General features: G+C 57.4%; 1 protein-coding gene. It reads right to left on the bottom strand.

Translation table 11 applies throughout. The features are described 5' to 3' along the window. Positions 1 to 1,843: extracellular solute-binding protein (locus EN991_RS34615; RefSeq protein ID WP_245461162.1), on the bottom strand; the 1,843-nt coding region annotated here is incomplete at both ends.

The following is a 1,843-nucleotide window of genomic DNA, read 5'->3' as shown; positions in this document are numbered from 1 at the left end:
AATTGCCGCCCTTGTATTTGGCCGCCAGCGCCTTCTCCTTGTCCGGGTCGATCCACCAGGAATCGATGTCGGGACCCAAGTAAGTCGGCTGTTTTTCCGGGATGCCGAATTTGTTCCAGTAGGCCAGCCAGGTTACGGATCGGGTGAATTGCGGGACGCAATAGAAATTCCACAACAGAACCCGGTCGAGCGCATGAGTGGCGGCGAGCAGGTCGTCGCGATCCGTCGCGAAGATAACGCGTTCAACCAGTGCGTCGACCACTGGGTCCTTGATCCCCGCGTAATTTCGTGAGCCCGGTGTATCGGCTGCCTTCGAACTCCAGTACTCGCGTTGTTCATTGCCCGGCGAGTCCGACTGCGGCAGCCGAGAGGTTATGACGTCGTAGTCGAAATTGTTGACGCGAGCGATGTACTGGCTGGTATCGACTATCCTGAACGAAGCCGAGATGCCGATCTTTCCCAGCATATTTACAAATGGATTGACCGTTTGTTCGGCGCCCTGGTCGAAGCCCAGAATCTCGACGGTAAAAGGCTCCCCGCTTTTCTCATTGGTCATACGGCCATTCTGGATTTTCCAACCCGCCGCCGCAAACAGATCGATCGCTTCGCGCAGGTACGACCGCTCGGCCTTCGGGCTATCGAAGACCGGAAGCTTGAACTCCTGGGTAAACAGTTCTGGCGGGAGCTTGCCCTTGTATTGATTGAGGATCTCCAATTCTTTGCCCCGCGGCAGTCCGCTCGAAGCAAGTTCGCTGCCCATGAAATAGCTGTTGGAGCGGGTGTTGAGGCCGAAGGATTGGGTGCGGTTCAAGGTTTCGAAGTCGAAGGCGTAACCGAGCGCCTCGCGCACGCGCCGATCCTGGAACTTTGTCCGTCGCGTGTTCAGCATGAAACCTTGCATCGAGGCGAGTGATGTCGCCTTGAACTCCCGCTTGATGACATCGCCGGCTTTGAGAGCCGGAAAATTGTAGCGCGTCATCCATAATCGCGCACTGTTTTCAGCCTGGATGTCCTCATATCCGCCTTTGGTGAAGGCTTGCCACGCGGCGTTGTCATCGAGAATGTAGGTGTAGCGTCTGGTGTCGTAGTTGTTGCGCCCGACATTGATGGCCAGATCGGCGGCCCAGAAGTCCGGAACGCGTCGCCAGACGACTTCCGAACCAGGTTTGAAGCTCTCGATCTTGTAGGGTCCAGAGCCGAGCGGGATTTCAAGGCTTGGCTGGGTGATGTCGCGCTTCTTGCCGTTGGCATCGGTGCCTTCCCACCAGTGCTTCGGCAGCACCACCACATCCGCCATGATCAGCGGTAACTCGCGATTGCCCTTCTGATCAAAACGGAACTCGACTTCCCGATCTGAAACGGCGACCGCCTCGGTGACGTTGGCGAAATAGCGGTTGAACTGCGGACTTTCCTTTTTGAGAAAGTTGAATGACCAAATCACGTCATCCACGGTGATCGGTTGGCCATCATGCCATCTGGCACGCGGGTCGAGCCGATAAGTTGCGGATGAAAAATCGGCTGGGTACTTGTAGGCGTCTGCTATCTCGGGATGGTTGACGCTGCCCTCGTCAAGGGATTTCGCCATCAGCGACTGGTAGAGGAGCCCACCCTGATAGTTCAATCCTGCGGCAGGGGTGCCGCGTGCGATGAAAGGATTGAAGCTGTCGAAGGTGCCGAGTTCCACCGAATTCAGCGTGCCGCCCTTGGGCGCGTTCGGATTGACGTAGTCGTAGTGCTGGAAATTGGCGCCGTATTTGGACTCGCCGATCAGCGATGAGGTGGTGCGCCATTCGTCGGCGCGGGCAGCCTGCAATCCCGCCGCCAGAAGGGCTGCCGCCAGCAA

This window comes from Mesorhizobium sp. M7A.F.Ca.US.005.03.2.1 (assembly GCF_003997795.1).
Lineage (GTDB): Bacteria > Pseudomonadota > Alphaproteobacteria > Rhizobiales > Rhizobiaceae > Mesorhizobium > Mesorhizobium ciceri.
Note: the sequence above shows the minus strand (reverse complement) of the source record. Positions and strands in the feature narration are given on the sequence as shown.